General features: G+C 73.7%; 19 protein-coding genes. 14 read left to right on the top strand and 5 right to left on the bottom strand.

Annotated elements, in window-relative coordinates; all coding sequences use genetic code 11:
- Positions 1-110: 110 nt before the first annotated feature.
- Complete coding sequence (locus ACZ55U_RS36550; RefSeq protein ID WP_465533486.1) at positions 111-662, bottom strand: TetR/AcrR family transcriptional regulator C-terminal domain-containing protein; 552 nt, start codon at positions 660-662, stop codon at positions 111-113.
- Between the two features lie 111 nt (positions 663-773).
- On the opposite strand from ACZ55U_RS36550, the gene ACZ55U_RS36545 reads away from it, so the two are divergent.
- Positions 774-2,237, top strand: a complete 1,464-nt coding sequence (locus tag ACZ55U_RS36545) for a DHA2 family efflux MFS transporter permease subunit (protein WP_465533484.1) — start codon at positions 774-776, stop codon at positions 2,235-2,237.
- Between the two features lie 109 nt (positions 2,238-2,346).
- On the opposite strand, the gene ACZ55U_RS36540 is transcribed toward ACZ55U_RS36545, so the two are convergent.
- Both ACZ55U_RS36540 and ACZ55U_RS36535 read right to left on the bottom strand, forming a co-directional pair.
- Complete coding sequence (locus tag ACZ55U_RS36540) at positions 2,347-3,978, bottom strand: FAD-dependent monooxygenase (protein ID WP_465533482.1); 1,632 nt, start codon at positions 3,976-3,978, stop codon at positions 2,347-2,349.
- 58 nt (positions 3,979-4,036) lie between these two features.
- Positions 4,037-4,486 (bottom strand): nuclear transport factor 2 family protein, encoded by a 450-nt coding sequence (locus tag ACZ55U_RS36535; protein ID WP_465533480.1) that lies wholly within the window; start codon positions 4,484-4,486, stop codon positions 4,037-4,039.
- A 216-nt stretch (positions 4,487-4,702) separates the two neighbouring features.
- Between ACZ55U_RS36535 and ACZ55U_RS36530 the strand changes: the two genes are divergently transcribed.
- The 5 genes from ACZ55U_RS36530 to ACZ55U_RS36510 all read left to right on the top strand — a co-directional run bounded on the left by ACZ55U_RS36530 (position 4,703) and on the right by ACZ55U_RS36510 (position 9,159).
- Positions 4,703-5,650, top strand: a complete 948-nt coding sequence (locus ACZ55U_RS36530; RefSeq protein ID WP_465533478.1) for an aromatase/cyclase — start codon at positions 4,703-4,705, stop codon at positions 5,648-5,650.
- On the top strand, positions 5,647-6,333 hold the full coding sequence (locus ACZ55U_RS36525) for a class I SAM-dependent methyltransferase (RefSeq protein WP_465533476.1): 687 nt from the start codon (positions 5,647-5,649) through the stop codon (positions 6,331-6,333). The genes ACZ55U_RS36530 and ACZ55U_RS36525 overlap by 4 nt, the downstream gene beginning before the upstream one ends.
- 341 nt (positions 6,334-6,674) lie before the next feature.
- Entirely contained in the window at positions 6,675-7,628 is a 954-nt protein-coding gene (locus ACZ55U_RS36520) for an AfsR/SARP family transcriptional regulator (RefSeq protein WP_465533474.1), read from the top strand.
- The gene (locus ACZ55U_RS36515) at positions 7,610-8,965 is read left to right on the top strand and encodes an aminotransferase-like domain-containing protein (RefSeq protein ID WP_465533472.1); all 1,356 of its coding nucleotides are present in this window, start codon (positions 7,610-7,612) and stop codon (positions 8,963-8,965) included. The genes ACZ55U_RS36520 and ACZ55U_RS36515 overlap by 19 nt, the downstream gene beginning before the upstream one ends.
- Positions 8,962-9,159: a hypothetical protein gene (locus ACZ55U_RS36510; RefSeq protein ID WP_465533470.1), complete on the top strand. Its 198-nt coding sequence runs from the start codon at positions 8,962-8,964 to the stop codon at positions 9,157-9,159. The genes ACZ55U_RS36515 and ACZ55U_RS36510 overlap by 4 nt, the downstream gene beginning before the upstream one ends.
- 70 nt (positions 9,160-9,229) lie before the next feature.
- On the opposite strand, the gene ACZ55U_RS36505 is transcribed toward ACZ55U_RS36510, so the two are convergent.
- The gene (locus ACZ55U_RS36505) at positions 9,230-10,633 is read right to left on the bottom strand and encodes a uracil-xanthine permease family protein (RefSeq protein ID WP_465533468.1); all 1,404 of its coding nucleotides are present in this window, start codon (positions 10,631-10,633) and stop codon (positions 9,230-9,232) included.
- Positions 10,634-11,214: 581 nt separating this feature from the next.
- Here ACZ55U_RS36505 and ACZ55U_RS36500 point away from each other — a divergent pair.
- The 6 genes from ACZ55U_RS36500 (at position 11,215) to ACZ55U_RS36475 (ending at position 17,305) form a co-directional block, all read left to right on the top strand.
- Positions 11,215-14,073: an AfsR/SARP family transcriptional regulator gene (locus tag ACZ55U_RS36500; RefSeq protein WP_465533466.1), complete on the top strand. Its 2,859-nt coding sequence runs from the start codon at positions 11,215-11,217 to the stop codon at positions 14,071-14,073.
- A 198-nt stretch (positions 14,074-14,271) separates the two neighbouring features.
- The gene (locus ACZ55U_RS36495; protein WP_465533464.1) at positions 14,272-14,757 is read left to right on the top strand and encodes a RipA family octameric membrane protein; all 486 of its coding nucleotides are present in this window, start codon (positions 14,272-14,274) and stop codon (positions 14,755-14,757) included.
- Positions 14,754-15,056: a DUF7701 domain-containing protein gene (locus ACZ55U_RS36490; protein ID WP_465533462.1), complete on the top strand. Its 303-nt coding sequence runs from the start codon at positions 14,754-14,756 to the stop codon at positions 15,054-15,056. Before ACZ55U_RS36495 ends, ACZ55U_RS36490 begins: the two co-directional genes overlap by 4 nt.
- A gap of 212 nt (positions 15,057-15,268) precedes the next feature.
- Complete coding sequence (locus ACZ55U_RS36485) at positions 15,269-16,168, top strand: SigB/SigF/SigG family RNA polymerase sigma factor (RefSeq protein ID WP_465533460.1); 900 nt, start codon at positions 15,269-15,271, stop codon at positions 16,166-16,168.
- 116 nt (positions 16,169-16,284) lie between these two features.
- Positions 16,285-16,680 (top strand): STAS domain-containing protein, encoded by a 396-nt coding sequence (locus ACZ55U_RS36480; protein ID WP_465533458.1) that lies wholly within the window; start codon positions 16,285-16,287, stop codon positions 16,678-16,680.
- Positions 16,681-16,831: 151 nt separating this feature from the next.
- Entirely contained in the window at positions 16,832-17,305 is a 474-nt protein-coding gene (locus tag ACZ55U_RS36475) for an ATP-binding protein (RefSeq protein ID WP_465533456.1), read from the top strand.
- Positions 17,306-17,400: 95 nt separating this feature from the next.
- Here ACZ55U_RS36475 and ACZ55U_RS36470 read toward each other — a convergent pair whose 3' ends face one another.
- Entirely contained in the window at positions 17,401-17,769 is a 369-nt protein-coding gene (locus tag ACZ55U_RS36470) for a PRC-barrel domain-containing protein (protein WP_465533454.1), read from the bottom strand.
- A 241-nt stretch (positions 17,770-18,010) separates the two neighbouring features.
- Between ACZ55U_RS36470 and ACZ55U_RS36465 the strand changes: the two genes are divergently transcribed.
- A complete protein-coding gene (locus ACZ55U_RS36465; protein WP_465533452.1) occupies positions 18,011-19,060 on the top strand; it encodes a mechanosensitive ion channel family protein in 1,050 nt (349 codons plus the stop codon).
- Positions 19,061-19,169: 109 nt separating this feature from the next.
- Positions 19,170-19,409 carry a hypothetical protein gene (locus ACZ55U_RS36460; RefSeq protein ID WP_465533450.1) on the top strand — a complete coding sequence of 80 codons (240 nt, stop codon included), beginning with the start codon at positions 19,170-19,172 and terminating at the stop codon, positions 19,407-19,409.
- Positions 19,410-19,507: the final 98 nt, after the last annotated feature.

Below are 19,507 nucleotides of genomic sequence, written 5' to 3'. Positions count from 1 at the left end.
AAGTTTTGTGGGTGTGGGGGGTGTGGGGGGGGGGGGGTGGGGGGGGGGGGGGGGGTGTGGGGGGGGGGGCCCCCCCCCCCCCCCCCCCCCCCCCGGGCCGCGAGGGCCGGCTATGCCGGGACGAGCGTGCGCAATCCCCCTATCAGGGCTCTCAGCCCGAGCTCGAAGGACTTCTCGGCGTCCTCGTCGGTCCCGTCCGGTGCCTCCCCGTCCGGGCGCTGCTGTTCGTCGATCGCGCAGCCGAGGGTGTAGCGGCTGACTGAGAGCACCGCGTACACCGCGTCCTGCTCGCTGAATCCGGCCGCCACCAGCGGCTTGATCAGCGGCAGCATGGAGGAGCCGTCGGTCGGCCGCGACCCGGCGTGCAGCCGGGCGCCGTCCCGGTGGGACAGCAGGCCGCGGCGGATGACCCGGGCGCGGTCGGCGAGCCACGCGGACCAGTCGGCGTAGCGCTCCACGTCGTCCAACAGGGCCAGCTTGTCGTCGAGCATCACCTCGGCCATCTGGTCGAGCAGGTCCTGCTTGCTGCGGAAGTGGGAGTAGAGGGCGGGGCCCTGCACTCCCAGCCGGTCGCCCAGCCTGCGCAGTGTCAGGCCGCTCAGCCCGACCTCGTCCAGAAGCTCCAGGGCCGCCCTGATGTAGCCCTCACGTCTCACCACCACGCGTACACCCTCTCCTCTCGCGAACGCGCTTGACAAGTCTGCCCACCGTCCCAAATATTAGCGCCGTTAACTTTTTTGGACAGCACCGAGGAGAGGGCGGGTCGGAACCCGATGGCAAAGACCGAACCGGCGCGAACGGACGGGGCGTTAGCCCCTGACGACGAGCGGATCACCCCGGCGCTGTGGAGACTGTCGGTGATCCTGACGCTGGGCGGCGTCATGTCGATGTTCACCTCAACGGTGGTCAACGTCGGCCTCGGCACCGTCGGCGACGAACTGGGCGCACCGCTGGCCACCACCCAGTGGATCGCCTCCGGCTACCTCATCGCCCAGGCCACGATGATCCCGGTTAGCGGCTGGGCGAGCAGGCGCTACGGGGCCGCGCGGCTGTGGCTGGTGTGCGTCGCCCTCTTCGCGGTGTTCTCGGCGCTGTGCGCGGCGGCCACCTCGATCGAGATGCTCATCGCGTTCCGGGTGATCCAGGGCCTGTCGGGCGGGCTGCTGGTGCCCGCCGGGCAGATCCTGTTCGCGACCGCCGCCGGCCCCAAGCGGCTCGGCCGGATGATGAGCGTGCTGAGCATCCCGATCTACCTGGCCCCGGTGCTCGGCACCCTCTTCGGAAGCCTGCTCGCCGACGGCCTCGGCTGGCAGTGGATGTTCCTGGTGAACGTGCCGGTCGCGGTCGTCAGCCTGCTCACCGGCCTGCGCTGGCTGCCGCGGCAGACCGAGCGCCAGTCGCTGCCGATGGACTGGCCCGGACTGGCGCTGGTCATGACTGGGCTGCCCGTCCTGGTGTTCGGGGTCTCCGAGCTGGGCGAGAGCGGCGGTTCCACCGGCGCGCTGGCGCCGGTCCTGGTACTCGCCGGTGCCGCGCTGCTGGCCGGGTTCGTCGTGCACGCCCTGCGCGCCCGCTCCCCGCTGCTCAACCTGCGGCTGTTCAAGGACACCGCGTTCTCCTCGGCCGGAGTGGTGATCTTCTGTATGGGCGCCGCGCTGTTCGGCGCGATGATCGTGCTGCCGGAGTACTACCTCAGGGCCCGGCATGAGTCCCTGGTGGACACCGGCCTGCTGACCGCCCCGCTGGCCCTGGGCACGGTGGCCGCGCTGCCGCTGGCCGGCTGGTTCACCGACCGGATCGGCGGCGCCCGGGTGATCCTCACCGGACTGGTCGTCACGATCGTCGGCACGATTCCGCTGGCCCTGGTCGGCGAGCACGACAGCTACTGGTGGCTCTCCCTCGTCCAGGTGGTGCGGGGCTGCGGCATCGGCCTCACCACCACCCCCGCGCTGGCGACCGGCCTGGTCATGGTGCCCAAGGACCAGATCCCGCACGCCATGCCGATCTTCAACATGCTCCAGCGGATCGGCGGCTCCTGCGGCACCTCGATCCTGACCGCACTGCTGGCCCACCGCCTCGCCACCGGCCCGGACACCCCGGCCGGCACCGCAGCCGCCGTCGCCCAGACCCACTGGTGGATCGTCGCCACCACCGCCGCGGTCCTGATCCCCTCCGCCGTCCTGGTCCGCCTCGAAGCCCGCCGGCGCCGCGCGCAGCCGGCAGCGGCACCGGCCTAGGAAGAAGCCGCCTGGCCGGGCCCCGGACCCGGCCGGGCACACAGACCTGGGGCCCGTACGTCCACCGTCCCCCGTGACGTACGGGCTCCAGCCGTGTCCGCGAACCCCCTCAGCGGTCGAGGACCTGACGCAGCACCCCCTCCAGGAGCCGCCCGTGATCCGAGCCGGCCCCCGCACACCGCCAGGCGACCTGCCCGTCCGGCCGCACCAGCAGCGCACCTTGCTCGCCGATGCCGGCGACGTCCTCCCAGGAGCCCTCCACGACACGCGGCCGAGAGTCTGAACCGAGCGCCACGGCGGTGACCGGGACACCGACCGCCTCCCCGGCCGCCCGCGCCGCCCGCACCCACGCGTCACCGGCCCGGCCCGCGAGCAGCGTGAACGCGCCGGCCGCCAACTCCACCGTGGACAGCCGCCGCCCGCCCCGCTCCAGCCACAGGTGCGGCACCCGTGTGCCTGGCGAGCCGTCGAGGTTGCTCCCGGCGTCCACCAGGGACAGCGGCTCGGTGCGAGGCCCGACGACCGCCGCGGAGTCGTACAGGTCGCACAGGTGCGCGACGGCGTGCTCCATGATCCCGGCCGCCGTCCGCTCGGCCGGCGTACCGCCCCAGTGCAGCTCCGGGTGGCGCATCCGCAGCAGCACCTGGTCGAGCAGGAACGCCGACCTCGGCCGCCGCTCCGCCTCGTAACTGTCCAACAGACCGGGCCCCGCCCACCCGCCCAGCACCGCCGCCAGCTTCCAGGCGAGGTTGTAGGCGTCACAGATGCCGGTGGTGAGCCCGAAGACACCGACCGGCGGAAGCGTCCGCGCGGCGTCACCGGCCAGGAACACCCGCCCCGCACGGAACCGGTCCGCCAGCCACGCCGTCGGCCGCCACGGCGCGATGCTGAGGACCTCCAGCTCCTGCTCCGGCACGCCGAGCCCGGTACGGATCACCTCCCGGCACCGCTCCTCGGTGTAGTCCTCCGGCACGGCCCGCCCGTCCGGCGCCAGCATGATGTGGTAGCACCAGCGGTCGCCCTCGTCGAGCGCGATCAGCATGCCGCCCGCCTCGGGATGGGTGATGAACGCGGGGGAGAAGAAACCGCGACCGGCGATCAGATCGCCCAGGTCCGCGCGGAACAGCACGTTGACGTGGTGGCCGCCGACCACCCCCTGCCCGCTGCGGGCGATGCCGACCTGCTCCCGTGTCGCGCTCTCGGCCCCGTCCACGGCCACCACGTACTCGGCCTCGACGACGGACCTGCGCCCGGTCGCCGTGTCCTCGACGGTCACCGCGACCCCGTCGCCGTCCTGGCACAGCGACACCATGCGCACCCCCCAGCGCACTTCGCCCCCGCCCTGCTCGGCCGCGCGCAGCAGGATCGGATCGATCCGGTGCTGGCCGCAGCCGCCGAGATCGGCGACCGGGGTGAAGCCCTCGATCGCGTCCAGGAACTCCCGGGACACATCCGCCCGCGGGCCGGCGCCGGGATCGTACTCGGCGATGGTCCGCGCCTTGATCGGCGGACGGCTCTCGCTGCGCCGCTCGGCGACGGCGAGGAACTCCCCGGCGCGCCCGGTGCTCAACAGCGCCTCCCAGGCACGGGGCCCGACCGACGTGGCCCGCGGATGCCCGGACAGCCCGGCTCGCTGCTCCACGACGACCGGCCGCACCCCTCGGGCGGCCAGGAATGCCGCGGCGGCCAGCCCGACCGAGCCACCGCCGACGATCAGCACAGGTATGCGTTCACGCCCCACCCGGGGCCTCCTTCGTCTCGAACCACGACAACTCCCGCGGCCACCACGGCACAGCGGGTCACACCACCGGCAGATCGTCCCGGGTGACGTACCGGCTGCGCACCCGCAGTCCGTCCGCCTCGCGCACGAGCACGTCCCGGCACACGCACACCCGGTGCAGCCGGGACGGCCCGCCCCTGGGCGAGACGAAGACCAGGGCGTAGCAGCGTACGTCGAGCGCACCGTCCTCGCGGGCGTCGACCCGGATCATCCCGTGCCAGTGCCGGTGCACCTCGTCGGCTGCCTCGCGGTCGGCCGCGCCGCGGCGCGCCGCGGCGGCCAGCGCGGCCCGGCCGCGCACCGGCTCGCCGAGGGTGGGCACCTCGAAGGTCCCGTCCTCGGTGAAGGTCGCCGCCCAACGGTCGGCCTCGCCATCGTCGAGGAGTTGCAGATGGGTGGCGTAGAACCGCTGGACCTCCACGTACAGCCGATCGGAGACCGCGCTCTCGGGCAACGGTGCACTGGGCATGCGACGTTCCTTCCTCCTGGTGGCAGGGGGTCCCGCAGGGGCCGCCCGGTCCGGTCGGCTCCCACGGTCCCGGTCGCCGGTGGAAAGCCGATCGAGCAGGGCGGCCGCGGTCTTCATCGCCAGTACATCGGCATTCCAGCACCCGGCCACACGATGGGCGTGGTGGCGACCGCACCGGTCCCACGCCGCCGCATACGGCCGAACACGGAGGAACGCATGGCGAGCCGCACCGTTCACCGGACACAGGAGCGCATCCGCATCGAGGCGGGCGTGGAGGTGGTCCGGGCCCTGATCGAGGACGTCGAGGGCTGGTCCCACCTGCACCCCACGGCGGTGCACGCCGAGTACGTCGAACGCAGGGGCAATGAGAGCCTCGTCCGGCAGTGGGCACTGGCCGGCGACCGGTCCGTGCGGCACTGGCTGATGCGCCGCTGGGACAAGGGCGACACGATCGCCTTCGCCCACGAGCCGGCCTCCGCGCCGTTCGCCGAGGTCCGGGGCGCCTGGACATTCGAGTCCGTCGACGGCGCCGCCGTCGACGTGGCCATGGAGCACGAGTTCGTCCTCCTGGAGGAGGACTCCGCTCTGGCCGCGCTGCAGCGGGAGAAACTGCGCCAGGGCTCCCTCGCCTACCTGCGGACCCTGAAGCACGCGGCGCAGAACCGGGACGACATCAGCCGCCGCACCCTCGCCTTCGAGGACCCGCTGTTCCTCGCGGGCTCCGTCGAGGATGCGTACACCTACCTGCTGGAGGCCGACAAGTGGCCCCAGCGGATGCCGCACGTCGCCGCCCTCACCCTGGAGGAGCCGGAACCCGGGGTGCAGTTCTTCGACATGGACACCTCCGACCCGGACGGCGCGCACCGGCACACCACCCGCTCGGTGCGGATCTGCCTGCCCTACCGCAAGATCGTGTACAAGCAGACCAAGCTGCCGCTCCTGCTGACCGCCCACACCGGCCACTGGGCCTTCACCGAGACACCCGAGGGCGTCATCGCCAGCACCCGGCACACCGCGACGGTCAAGGAGTCGGCGCTCGGCGTGCTGGGCGAGGGCACGACCGTCCAGGACGCCCGGAACTACCTGCGCCGTGTGCTCACCAACAACAGCATGAGCAACCTGCGGCTCACAAAGGAGTACGCCGAGGGACGTGCGGGCCGGTGACGCAGCGCCAGGAGAGCGGACAGGAGCCGACCCAGGAACGGGTGCTGGCCGGAGTGCAGAGCTACAGCAGGCGGATGCTCGCCGTCTACGACCTGTGGATCCTGGGCGTCGTCTGCCCGGCGGTGTGGCGCTGCTCCCGCCGGCGCATGGCCCGCCAGTACGAGCGCAACGTGGGTGCCCGGCACCTCGACATCGGCCCGGGAACCGGATACTTCCTGCGCCGCTGCGCCTTCCCCTCGGACAGCCCGCAGATCACCCTGGTCGACCTCAGCCCCGAGGTGCTGCGCACATCGTCGGCCCGGCTGGCCGAGCACCGGCCGACAGCGTTTCGCCGGGACGTGCTGCAGCCGCTGGACCTGGGCGACCTGCGGTTCGACTCGGTTGGCATGAACCTGCTGCTGCACTGCCTGCCCGGCGGCATGGCGCACAAGGCGGTGGCCTTCGACCACGTCCTGCCCTACCTGGCGCCGGGCGGGCGGGTGTTCGGCAGTACGGTGCTGGCCCACGGCGTGCGCCACGGGCTGCTGGCGCCGAAGGCCCTGGAGGCGCTGAACCGCGACAAGGACATGGACAACGCGCACGACTCCCTCGCCCAGCTCGACGCCGAACTGTCCAAGCGGTTCCCGGAGCACCGCATCACGGTCCACGGCTCGATGGCCCTCTTCGAGGCGACGGCCGGCTGACCTGCCCCCCGGACCCCCGGTCCGGCGGCCCGCGCGCCGCCTCGTGGGCCCGCGCCTGGACCGATGCCATCCGGCCATCCGGGGTGTCTGAATTCCAGAATTCGCGACCTTTACCAGGCGGCCGCGAATCCACCAATTATTTGACCGCCGACCCGGCACTCTTCGGCCATCTTGGCGCCGGATGGTTTGTCCAAATGCCGCTGCCGCCGCTTTTGGGCGGCCCGCGCCGGCGCGCGTCCCCGTTCCCTTGCGGCGGGTGAAAGTACTTGACTCGCCGTACTCGATCAACGTATAACGGGAGCCGTTGGGAGGATTTCTCAAGCACTGGGGGACACCACGCAATGAAAATCGAGGTACTGGGAAGTTTGACTGCGATGGTCGGCGAGAATTCATTCATTCCGACCGCCATGAAGCCGAGGCAATTGCTCGCCCTGCTCGTCGCTAATTCCAATCGGTATGTGACCCCGTCCGCCATCACGAGGGAACTGTGGGGCACCACTCCACCGCGCAGCGCCGCCAACACCGTGCAGACGTATGTCATGCAGATCAGGAAGCTGCTGGAGTCCGCCCTCGCCGGGTGCGAGGGCAAGCGCGCGACCGACGTCCTGGTCACCAGAACCGGCGGCTACCAGCTCTCGGTCGACCCCGCCGACATCGACCTCACCCGCTACCTCGACCTGACCGCCGCCGGTGAGAGCGCACTCCTCGGCAAGGAGTACGTCCGGGCCGCGCACGCCTTCGCGGACGCGCTCGCGGTATGGCGCGACAGCGCGCTGTGCGACGTGCGGCCCGGGCCGATGCTGGACACCTTCGTGCGGGAGCTGGAGGAATCGCACACCGTCACCATGGAGCGCCGGATCGAGGCGGAACTGTGCCTGGGTCAGCACTACGGCGTGTTGCGAGAACTGGCCGAACTGACCAGGAACCACCCGCTGAACGAGAACCTGCACAGCCAGTTCATGCTGGCGCTCTACCGTGCGGGCCGGCGCGTGCAGGCGCTGAAGGTGTACCAGCGGCTGCGGAAACGGATGACCGACGAGTTGGGACTCGACCCGTCGCCGCGGCTCCAGCAGCTCCAGACCGCAGTACTCAACTGTGACCGTTCCCTGGATTTCGAGTTCAATTCCCGTGCCCTCCCCGCGAGACCGCACCGGGCCGCCGGGAATTCCACCGGCCGCCCGGCGCCAGAATACTGCCCCTATCCGGCACGCATTCCAGAAGGATTCGACGGCCGCACCGGCCGCATTTCACATCCGGCTTCGAAAGGCGGACATCCGTGCCTTCCTCACGTATGATCCCCGAACGCGCCCCGAGGCTGCCCGCGGGCCTCGACCCGGCCTGGTTGCACCCCAGCGTCCGCGACCCGGTGACGGACTCGATGAGGCTGCTGAGCGAGACCGCGTTCCGCTACCCCGAAGCCGTCTCCTTCGCCTCGGGCCGGCCCTACGATGAGAACTTCGACTTCGCTGACCTGCACCGCTACCTGGACCGGTTCGTGGCGGAGCTGCGCGGGCGCGGCATCCCGGAACAACGGGTCAAACGGGCGGTCTTCCAGTACGGCCCCACGGCCGGCGTCATCCGCGAGGACGTCTCACGGATGCTCGCGGTGGACGAGTCCATCCGGGTCGAACCCGCCTGCGTGCTGATCACCCACGGCTGCCAGGAGGCGATCCTGGTCGCCCTGCGCGGCCTGTTCAGCTCACCGGACGACGTCCTGCTCACCGTCTCGCCGTGCTATGTCGGCATCACCGGCGCCGCGAAGGTCCTCGACATCGCCGTCGAACCGGTCCCGGAACGGGAGGGCGGGCTCGACCCGGAGGACGTCGCCGCAGCCGCCCGCCGGGTCCGCGCGGCCGGGAAGCGGCCGGTGGCCTGCTACGTCACCCCCGACTTCGCCAACCCCTCCGGTCATACCCTGACGGAACCCGCCCGCCGACGCCTGCTCGACGTGGCAGAGGAGGAGGACCTACTGCTCCTGGAGGACAACCCCTACGGCCTCTTCGGACGCGCGGGCGAGGAACTGCCGACCCTGAAGTCGCTGGACCGCAACCGCTCGGTGCTCTACCTCGGCTCCTTCGCGAAGACGGCCTTCCCCGGCGCCCGGGTGGGCTACCTGGTGGCCGACCAGCAGGTCACCGCCGCGGACGGCGGCAACCGGCCGCTCGCCGAGGAACTCGCCAAAGTCAAGAGCATGGTCACCGTCAACACCTCGGGCGTCTCCCAGGCGATGATCGGCGGTCTGCTCGCCGAGTGCGGACACAGCCTGCGCAAGGCCACCCGGGAACTCGCGGACCTCTACATCGGCCACCTCGACCTGACCCTCGAACGCCTCGCCGAGCACTTCCCGCCCGCCGCCCAAGCCGACCACGGGGTGCGCTGGAACGTGCCCTCCGGAGGCTTCTTCCTCCTTCTCGAAGTCCCCTTCGAGGCGGACCTGGCCGCACTGGAGCGATCGGCCCGCGACCACGGCGTGGCCTGGGCGCCGATGGGCATGTTCTACGTCGGCGACGGCGGCGCCAACGTCATCCGCCTGGGCTTCAGCTCCCTGACCCGCGAGGAACTGCGCACCGGCCTGGACCGCCTGGCGGACTTCATCCGGGCCTCCTCCCCGCCCACGGGAACGGCGGCATGAGCATCCCCCCGGGGCCCGGCCTGCCGCCGCCCGAGGAGCACGGCGAGGAACGGGCAGCGCCCCGCGAAGCTCCGTACACGGGACCGGCGAAGGTGCTCCTGCGGAACCTCCTGGACCTCTTCACCGAGGCGGGCTTCCTCTACTACCTCCCCCCGCCTCCGTCCGACGATCCCCCCGACGACACCCGCCGGTGAACGGCCGGGAAGGGAAAACGGCGCAGGTGCCCCCCCGGGGGGGCACCTGCGCCGCTTTGTGCCGGGACCGTTACGGGGTGCGTGGTCCCGCGGCGCCCTCGCTGCCCTCGTCGTACGAGGAGGTGCCCTCGTCCAGCAGGGGCTCCTGCGTCTTGAGGTGCGCGGGGGCCAGCGCCCGCAGCGTGTGGTAGCCGGTGATGACCACCAGCGTGCCCAGCGCGATGCCGCTGAGGCTGAAGGTGTCGGTGAACTTCAGCGTCACGTTGCCGATGCCGATGATGATGCCCGCCGCGGCCGGCACCAGGTTCAGCGGATTGCGCAGGTCCACCTGGGCCCTGGTCCAGATCTGCGCGCCCAGCAGGCCGATCATGCCGTAGAGGATCACCGTGATCCCGCCGAGCACCCCGCCCGGGATCGCCGCCACGATCGCGCCGAACTTCGGGCACACGCCGAACAGCAGTGCGAAGCAGGCCGCGGCCCAGTAGGCGGCCGTCGAGTAGACCCGGGTGGCGGCCATGACCCCGATGTTCTCCGAGTACGTGGTGTTCGGCGGGCCGCCGACCGCGGTGGAGAGCATCGAGCCGACGCCGTCCGCGGAGATCGCGGTGCCCAGCTTGTCGTCCAGGTTCGTGCCGGTCATCTCGCCGACCGCCTTGACGTGCCCGGCGTTCTCCGCGACCAGCGCGATCACCACGGGCAGCGCCACCAGGATCGCCGACCACTGGAAGGACGGGCCGTGGAGGGTCGGCAGGCCGATCCAGTCCGCCTTGCCGACGCCCGACAGGTCCAGGCGCCAGTGGTCGCTCACGTGCCCGCCGCCGTCCACCGAGTGGATCTTCCCGAAGACCCGGTCGAACAGCCAGGAGATCCCGTAACCGAACAGCAGCCCCAGGAAGATCGCCACCCGCGACCAGAAACCGCGCAGGCACACCACCGCCAGACCGGTGAACAGCATCACCAGCAGCGCCGTCCACTGGTCCTGCGGCCAGTACGTCGAGGCGGTCACCGGGGCCAGGTTGAAGCCGATCAGCATGACCACCGCGCCGGTGACGATCGGCGGCATCGTGGCGTGGATGATGCGCGCCCCGAACCGCTGGACCGCCACACCCACCAGGAACAGCGCCACGCCCACCACGAACACCGCGCCGGTCACCGTCGCGCTGGTGCCGCCCTGCGCCCGGATCACCGCCGCCACGCCCACGAAGGACAGCGAGCAGCCCAGGTAGCTGGGCACCCGGCCCTTGGTGGCCACCAGGAAGATCACGGTCGACACGCCGGACATCATGATCGCGAGGTTCGGGTCGAGCCCCATCAGCACGGGCGCCACGAAGCTCGCCCCGAACATCGCCACCACGTGCTGGGCGCCGAGCCCTACCGTGCGGGGCCAGGAGAGCCGTTCGTCGGGACGGACGACCGCCCCCGGCGCGGGCGTGCGCCCGTCACCGTGCAGCTTCCAGCGCACGCCGAGATCCATGGTGAGGTTTCGCTTTCTCTGTACTTCCGAAGAACTGTCCGCACCATTGTGGTGGCTGGCGGATGGCTCCGCGGCCACTGACCCCCGGCGTGAGCTGCGCAGACGGGTGGCGACAGCCCCCGGAGCCGCGCCCTCCGCTTCGGCTGGGCCACCGCGGCGCTCCCACGCGCCGCCGCCCGGCGGGTAGCCGTAGGCCGGCCGCCCCCGCGCCCGCCCCGGTGCGGAACGCCGTGCCCCCGGCCTCGGCCCACCGGGTCCGGGCGGGTGTGCCGCCCGCCGACCGGACCTAGCCCCGCGATCCGTCCCGGCGGCCACCGCGAGCACCCCGACCGTCCACGTCCCCGGCCCCTTTCGCCACGAGAGCGCCGGAGCGGGAAGCAACCCCGCGACGCCCCCGGAGGGTCTCCACACCGACGGCTCACCCAAGGTCACCCACGGGCAGCGGGCCATGGACGACGCCATCGCCCGGTAGCGCGCCACCGGCGGCGGGGGCGGCGGTCCGGCCCCCGCCGCCCTCACGACACCTCCGGGCCGTCAGATCGCCTATTTTCGATGCTCGTCCTATTCCACCTGGGGGGTGCGTGAAGTTCCGACTGCTGGGAACGGTGGCCGTCACGGCCGAGGACGGCCGGGAACTCGCGGCCGGATCGCCCAAACGCCGCAGCCTGCTCGCCATGCTGCTGCTCAACCCCGGCGCACCGGTCACCGTCGAACGCCTCACCGAGACCCTCTGGGACGAGGAGCCGCCCCGCCACTCACGCACCGTCATCCACAACCACGTCTCCGCGCTGCGCGCCCTGCTCACCGCCCACCACGCCCACGACGCCGGCATCGAACTCGTCACCGACAACGGCGCCTACCTGCTCCGCACCCCCGACCTCGCGGTGGACGCCACCCGCTTCGAACACCTCGTGGCCCACGCCCGCCACCTGTCCGACGCCGGCCAGGCCGCCACCGTCCTGCGCGAAGCACTCGCCCTGTGGCGCGGCCCCGCCCTCACCGGCACCACCGCCGGCCTGCCGCTGCGCTGCGCCGCCCGCGCCCTGGAGGAACAGCGGCTGAGCGCCGCCGAGGAACTGGCCCGCGCCCACGGCCGGCTCGGCGACCACGGCACCGCCGCCGGCCTCCTGCACCCCGAGGCCACCGCGAACCCGCTGCGCGAACCCCTGGTCGCCGAACTCATCCACGCCCTCGGCCGCGCCGGACGCCGCTCGGAGGCCCTGGACTGGTTCCACCGCACCCGCCGCGCCCTGGCCGAGGAACTCGGCATCGACCCCGGACCGGAACTCACCGAGGCCTACGGCCGCCTGCTGCGCACCGACGCCCCGCCGCGCACCGCCCCGTCCCCGCACCCCGCCCCCGTGCCGCACCGCCCCGACCGGGTGCCGCCCGCCCGGCTCCCCGGCGACCAGGAGCACGACGACCGGCTGCCACCCGCCCCCGCAACGCCGCCCGCCCCACCCGCCCCCGCAACGCCGCCCGCCCCACCCGCACCCGTACGACCCGCACCACCCGCCCCGCCCGCCCGGCCCACCCCCTGGCCCTTCCCCCGCCGCCCCCGCGGCTTCACCGGCCGCCAGGACGAACTCGCCGCCCTCGACCGCGCCACCGACACCCCCGGCGCCATCGCCGTCCTCACCGGCGGCGCCGGCGTCGGCAAGACCGCCCTCGCCGTCCACTGGGCCCACCAGCGCCACCAGGACTTCCCCGACGGCCGCCTCTTCGTCGACCTCTGCGGCCACAGCCCGCTGCCCGAACGTGACACCGCCGCCGTCCTGCGCGAACTGCTCCTCGCCCTCGGCCTGCCCGCCGAACAGATGCCCGCCACCCCCGAGGCGATGACCGCCCGCTACCGCGAACTGACCGCCACCCGCCGGATGCTGATCGTCCTGGACAACGCCCGCCGCTCCGACCAGGTCCGCCCGCTGCTGCCCGACGGCGACGACTGCGTCACCCTGGTCACCAGCCGCGACCGCCTCGGCGGCCTCGTCGCCACCGACGCCGCCCGCCCCGTCCCGCTCGCCGAACTCTCCGCCCCCCAGGCCGTCACCCTGCTCGCCGCCACCCTCGGCCCCGACGCCGTCGCCGCCGAACCCCGGGCCGCCGCCCGCCTCGCCCGCCTGTGCGACGGCCTGCCCCTCGCCCTGCGCCTGGCCGCCGCCCGCCTCGCCACCGGCCCCGCCCGCACCCTGGCCGCCCTCGCCGACGAACTCGCCGACGAACAGGACCGCCTGGACCTCCTCGACGTCGAGGACACCAGCGTCGCCGCCGCCCTCGCCCTGACCGTCCAGCACCTCAGCGAACCCGCCCGCCGCACCTTCCACCGCCTCGGCACCCACACCGGCACCACCCTCGACAGCCGCACCGCCGCCGCCCTGGCCGGCTGCCGCCCCGAGGAGGCCGCCGACGCCCTGGCCCAACTGGCCACCGCCCACCTGATCGTCCGGATCGGCCGCGACGCCTACACCCTCCACGACCTGGTCCGCCTCTACGCCCGCAGCCTGCCCGGCGACACCGACCCCGACGTCCTGCCCCGCCTGCTCGACCACCTCCTCAACACCCTCCTGACCGCCTGCGCCGCCGCCGAGCCCGGCAGCGAACCCTGCTGCGCCCTGCCGCCGGGCACCCGCCGCCCCGCCGAGGTCCGCCCCTTCCCCGACCGGGCGAGCGCCCTCGCCTGGTACGCCGCCGAACGCGACACCCTGCGCGGCGCCGTCGAGGCGGCCGTGGCCGCCGGGCTGCACGACCGCGCCTGGCGCCTGGTGCTGCTCCAGTGGCCGCTGATCGTCTGGCAGGTCGGCGACGGCTGGGCGCCGCTGCTCGAACACGGCCTGGCCGCCGCCGAAGCCGACCGCGACCCCGGCGCCCAGTCCCGCGCCCGGGCCCTGCTGGGCTGGGTCCTGCTGGAGGAGGGCCGCCCCGACCAGGCCCTCGTCCACCTGGAACGCGCCCCCGACCTCGCCGCCCGGGCCGGCGACAGCGCCGCCCAGGCCGTCGCCCTGGTCAACCTCGCCGTCGCCCTCGCCCGCCACGGCGGCCACGACGACCGCACCCGGGTCCGCGCCCTGCTGACCCGGGCCCTGGCCCTGGCCGAACGGGCCGCCCGCGCCGACCTCGTCGCCCTCGCCCGCCAGCACCTGGCCGCCGAGTGCCTGGCCACCGATGCCCCCGAGGAGGCCGCCCACCACGCCGCCCGCGGCCTGGCCGTCGCCGACCCGCCCTTCCCCGTCACCCGCCGGGTCGTCCTCCAGACCCTCTACGGCCGGGCACTGGCCGCCCTGGGCCGCCCCCAGGAGGCGGAGCTCCACCTCGCCGCCGCCGTGCGCACCGCCCGCGCCCACCAGTACGGGGAGGGCGAGGCCCAGGCCGGTGCGGCCCTGCACGCCCTGTCCGGCGCCACCGCCCCGACGGACCGGCACCACCCGGCGCCCCCGCCCTGAACCCGCGGCACCGGGCGCGCGGCACCGGGCCCGTGGCGCCGGGCCCGCCGCACCCCGCCGGCCCCTCCCGCAACCACCGCCCCCACCAGCCGGGTTGACCCGCACACCCCATCACGGGCGCAGCACTGGCGGGGCGGGCGGGCGGGAAGGATGAAGGCACCGGGGGAGCCGGCACACCGTCTGCCGAGGGAGCGCGCGATGACCACGCCGCCGGAGCCGAGCGGTCGGTCCGAACTGATGGAGCTGTACCTGCTCGCCGTGGAGATGGCCGACCGGATCTCCGAGCGCCGGGGCAGCGCCAACACCTTCTTCCTGTCCGTGCAGACCGCGCTCGTCACCCTGGTCGGCTTCGGCATCCCCAAGCTCTCCGAGTCCCCGTGGTGGGTGGCGACGGCCGTGGCCCTGGCCGGCATCACCCTCTCCGGCGCCTGGTGGATGCAACTGCGCAGCTACCGGGACCTCAACGGCGCCAAGTTCCAGGTCATCAACAACCTGGAGAAGCGGCTGCCGGCGCAGATCTTCGCCGACGAGTGGGACATCCTCAGGAACGGCACGCAGCCCGGCCGCCACCACCGGCACTACACCGAACTCGGCACCAGCGAACGGGCGGTGCCGGTCATCTTCGCCGCGGCCCACCTGATCCTGCTCACCGGCACGCTCGCCGGCGGCACACTGGCCGTATGAGCCACCTCGACCCGATCGCCGACCTGATCCGCGCCTGCCTGCCCGCCGAGGCCACACCCCCCGCGGGCTCCGACGACCTGTTCCGCATCTACGCCGTGCTGCTCCAGGCCAAGGGCGAGGAGGTCACCGACGAGGACGTCCACAACGCCTGGACGGCCTGGACCCAGACCACCGACGACACCCACAGGTCCCTGGTGCCCTTCCACGACCTCGACGCCCACACCCGCGCCCTCGACGCCCCGTACACCCACGCCATCCGCACCGCCGCCCGCAGGCTCCACCACCCCTCCCCCCGTTAGGGGTTCACGGGCCCCGCCGCCTCCGGGGAGCGGCCCCGCCGCCTCCGGGGAACGCGACCGGGGCCCGCGACGGCGCGGCCGGGGGACACCCGGAGGATCGAACACCCGAGCGAATACACAAAATCTTCACACCGGGTCACTGCATCGATCGGCAGATGCGGGGTATCCAGGGCGTTCGACCGTGCCGACACGAGGAAAGGACTCCGATGGTCATGACCACTGGTGAACTGACCACCTCCGCCCCCGCACCGACGAAGGGCCCCTCCAGCACGGCCACCGCCCCCGACCCGGTCGCACTGCGCGACCTCCTGCCACCGGAACTCGCCGCCGTCGAGAACCCGCGCGAGATCGCCCCCGCCGACGCCCGCGAACTCACCCGCGTCATGCTGCGCCGCCTCGCCACGCTGGAGGAGGGCACCCGGGAGTACTCCTACGTGCGCTCCACCCTGGTGGAGATGAACCTCTCCCTGGTCCGCTTCGCGATCCGCCGCTTCAACGCGCACCGCGAACCGCAGGAGGACCTGCTCCAGGTCGGCGCGGTCGGCCTGATCAAGGCCATCGACCGCTTCGACCCCGAACTCGGCGTCGAGTTCACCACCTTCGCCCTGCCCACCGTCCTCGGCGAGATCCGCCGCCACTTCCGCGACACCACCTGGGCCGTCCACGTGCCCCGCCGCCTCCAGGAACTGCGCATCGTCCTGGCCAGGGCCCAGGAACGCCTCTCCCAGGACCTGGACCGGGCCCCCACGGTCGCCGAACTGGCCGACCACCTGCAGATCCCCCAGGAAGAAGTGGTCGAGGGCCTGACCGCCGCCAACGGCCACACCGCCGGCTCCCTGGACACCGCCGCCGAGGACGACGACCGCCCCGGCCCCCTGGGCGACCGCCTGGGCGAGGACGACCGGGACATGGCCCTGGTCGAGGACCTGGTGGCCCTCAAGCCGCTGGTCGCCGCCCTGCCGGAGCGCGAACGCCAGATCCTGTCGATGCGCTTCTGCGAGGACCTGACCCAGTCCCAGATCGGCGCGCGCCTGGGGCTGTCCCAGATGCACGTCTCCCGCCTCCTCAGCCGCACCCTGCGGCGCCTGCGCGAAGGGCTGGAGGAGGACTGAGCCCCGTCCGCTCCCGTGCCCGGGCCCCCGGCGCCCGGGCACGGGAGCGGACCCGCGCTTGGAAGCGGGACACCGCATACGTAAGGTCGGAGGGCACGGACATGGAGGGGACGACGATGATGCCATCCGACAACGACCAGCGGGACCCGGGGCTCAGGCCCTGCCCGAACCGCGCGGAGCTGGTGGTGCGCACCCGCCCCGCGACAGCGGGCGCGGTGGTCTGCCTCCTGGCCGGCGACCTCGACATCGAGACGCTCGACCCCGCCGCCGACACGCTCACCGACCTCGTCGCACGCCGGCCCGGCGCGGTGGTGATCGACCTCGCCGAGGTGGGCTTCTGCGACTCCTCCGGCCTGAACCTCCTGCTCCGCACCCGCCTGGCGGCCGAGGAGAAGGGCGTGGACCTGCACCTGGCCGCCGTGCCGCCCACCGTCATGCGGGTCCTGGAACTCACCGGCACCCACACGGTGTTCTCCATCCACGAGTCGACCGAGTCGGCCCTGGCGGCCTGAGCCGGCGGGCCGGCGCCCGCGGCCCCTTCGCGCACGGCGAACCGGAAAGCGGGCACACGGGCCGCGCACCCGGCGCCCGGGCAGGCATAATCCCGGAAGCGCCGGGAAACCGACGATGCGAACCGCCGCCGATCCGAAAGGGCGCCCTCACATGACGATGAGCCGGGGAACCCTCGACGGCGACGCGCACCCGGTCGGGCCGGCCCTGCCGCCCGGCGGCCAGCGCCGGCGCCTGACCCTGGTCGGTGTCCCCAAGCCCGTCGCCCGGGCCAGGGCCTTCACCACCGAGGCCATGGGGGACTGGTACGCCGGGCCGCCCGGCGACCCGGAAGGCCTCGGCGACGACGTCGTGCTGCTGGTGGCCGAACTGGTGGCCAACGCCATGCTGCACGGCGAGGGCCCCCTCGAACTGGTCCTGCACGCCACCAGCCGGCGCCTGCGGGTGGAGGTCAGCGACCGCAGCCAGGCCCTGCCCGCGCTGCGCCTGCCCCACGAGCCCGCCCTGCCCGGCGGCCACGGCCTGTTCATCGTCCAGCGCACCGCCGACCGCTGGGGCGCCGAGCCGGGCGGCCACGGCAAGACGGTCTGGGCGGAGTTCGACGCCGAGCGGCTCACCCACGGCTGACCCCACCCTCGCCGCCCCCCCCGCGCGACGCCCGTCCCCACGCGACGCCCGGCCGCCGCCCCCGCACGGGGCGACGGCCGGGCACCCGGAACCGGTCAGATGACGCGGCCGGCGTAGAACGGGCCGTAGTAGACCAGGTACCGGTCCTGGAGCTCAGGATCCGTCGCGGGCACCTCGGCGTCCAGGTCGGGACTGTTCCTGATCTCCTCCTTGGTACGGTCCACGTACACCTTCCGCTCCGCGATCTCGATGCGGGTGACGGTGACGGCCGGAAGCAGCACCCGCTTCCCGAAGATCCACGGGCCGGTGTCGACGACCAGGTACTGCGCCCCCACCTCCTCGGACAGCTTGTCCACCCGGCCGATGGGGCCGTCCTCCGCCTCCACGTGGAACCCGATGAGGTCGGTGCCGGCGCGGTGGCCGCTGGCACTGCGGAACTCCCAGATGTCGACGTTCCCGCTCATGCGCTTCTCCCTTCCGTGGCCACGGGCCGGCGGTCGCCGACCCGGCGCGGACGCGCGCTCCCCGACTGCCCCCGGACGCCGCATCCATGCCGCCCGGCGCCCGCCCCCGCGCGCCACCGGCAGGAATGCCCCCGCCCCGCCGGGAAAGGCGAGCAGGCGACCGGGCGCCGCCGCACCCGGACGACCACCGGCCGCGACCGGGAGAAACCGGCCGCAACCGGGAGAAAGGGGAGAACACACGATGGGGTGGAGCCTGCTACGCCTGGCCCTCGCGAGCGCCGCGGCGGTGCTCGCCGCGTACGGCCTGGACCGGATCGCCCAGCTCGCGGCCCGGCGTCTGGCCGCCCGCGCGGGCGCCGCCGGCGTACCCCTGCTGGTGCGCCGCTGCCGGCCCCCGCTGCTGGCGCTGACGGCCTGCGCGCTCCTGCTCGCCTCCCTGCCGTGGATCGACGCCCCGCCCGCCGCCCGCGAGGGACTGCGCCACCTCGCGGTGATCCTCGCCATCGCCTCCGGCGGGTGGCTGGGCGCCCGGCTGGTGGCGCTGGTCGTGGACAGCACCCTCAGGCTCACCGTGCACCGCCGCGACCCGGCCTGGGCCGGGCGCGCCCGCACCCAGGCCGACCTGCTCGGCCGGATCTGCCAGGCGGTCGTCGCGGTGGTGACGCTGGGCGCGGTCCTGATGACCTTCCCGGCGGTGCGCGGCGTCGGCACGAGCCTGCTGGCCTCGGCCGGGCTGGTCGGCGTGGTGGCGGGGGTGGCGGCCCAGAGCACCCTGGCCAACGTCTTCGCGGGCGTCCAGATGGCCTTCGGCGACCTCGCCCGGATCGGGGACGTGGTCGTGGTCGGCGGCGAGTGGGGCACGGTGGAGGAGATCACCCTGACCGCCGTGGTGATCGCGACCTGGGACCAGCGGCGCCTGGTGATGCCCATGTCCTACTTCGTCGGCCGCCCCTTCGAGAACTGGTCGCGCCGCTCCAGCCGGATCACCGGCACCGCGCTGCTGCACCTCGACCACCACGCCCCCGTCGCCCTGCTGCGCAAGGAGTTCGACGCCTTCCTGGCCGGCAACAAGCTGTGGGAAGGTGAGGGCAGCGCCCTCCAGGTGGTCGACACCACCCCCACCACGATGGTGGTCCGGGTGCTCGCCACGGCGGCGGACGGCGGCGCCGCGTTCGAGCTCCGCTGCCAGCTGCGCGAGCACCTCATCGGCTACCTGCGCGACCACCACCCGTACGCCCTGCCCCGGCTGCCGGTGGCACCGGCCCCCGGCACGCGCCCGCAGGAGGGGTAGAGGGGCGGGCGGCCCCGCACGGCGCGGGCGGGCGCCCGGCGATTGGCCCGCCCCGGGCCGGGCACCCGCGTAGCGGCCGGGGAACCGGCCACGAGACGAGGAGGCCGCGGTGAACGAGATCCCCCAGGGCGGCGCGGGGGGCGTGCCCCTGCACCACGACGAAGACGACGCGTCCCGCGACCCCCGGGCCCCGGGTGCCGGACCGGGCGCCGAGGAGCGGGGCACCGGGGAGCAGGGCGAGGCGACCACCGCCGAACCCGGCCGGGCCCGTCGGCTGGGCCCCGGTGAGCGCGCCGGGGAGGCGGACGGCGCCGGCGAGGGCGAAGGCGAGGGCGACGGGGACGGATAGGGCGGTGGGGGGGGGGGGGGGGGGGGGGGGGGGGGGGGGGGGGGGGGGGGGGGGGGGGGGGGGGGGGGGGGGGGGGGGGGGGGGGGGGGGGGGGGGGG

The sequence above is a fragment of the Kitasatospora sp. NPDC034533 genome (assembly GCF_055575155.1).
Note: the sequence above shows the minus strand (reverse complement) of the source record. Positions and strands in the feature narration are given on the sequence as shown.